The following is a 391-nucleotide window of genomic DNA, read 5'->3' as shown; positions in this document are numbered from 1 at the left end:
CGGGAACCAGCCACGGCCGCAGACCGGGTACTCGCCCTGGGTGAAGCCCTCCTGGAAGGTCTTCCAGGGTGCGCTCTCGAGCGTGATGTCGAAGAGTCCCGACTTCTCCAGCTGCCGCTCCAGCTCCTCGAACTCGGGCTGGGTGGAGGAGCCGTACCGGTCGGTGGTGTACCAGAAGGTCATCTTGACCGGCTCGGTGATCCCGGCCGAGGTCAGGATCTCCTTGGCCTGCTTCACGTCCGGATCGCCGAAGGTGTCGAAGAAGCTGGTGGTGTGTCCGGAGATGCCCTTGGGGATCTTCGAGTAGAGGGGTTCGGCGGTTCCCCGGTAGACCTTGGCGACCAGGGCGTCGCGGTCCACGATGTGGGCGATGGCCGTGCGGACGGCGGGC

General features: G+C 66.2%; 1 protein-coding gene. It reads right to left on the bottom strand.

Annotation, left to right across the window (positions count from 1 at the left end):
- On the bottom strand, positions 1 to 391 hold a 391-nt coding region (locus RM812_RS42735; RefSeq protein ID WP_311586508.1), incomplete at both ends, for an ABC transporter substrate-binding protein.

This window comes from Streptomyces lancefieldiae (genome assembly GCF_031845825.1).
GTDB classification, from domain to species: Bacteria; Actinomycetota; Actinomycetes; order Streptomycetales; family Streptomycetaceae; genus Streptomyces; species Streptomyces lancefieldiae.
This window is presented reverse-complemented; position numbering and strand designations above follow the sequence as displayed.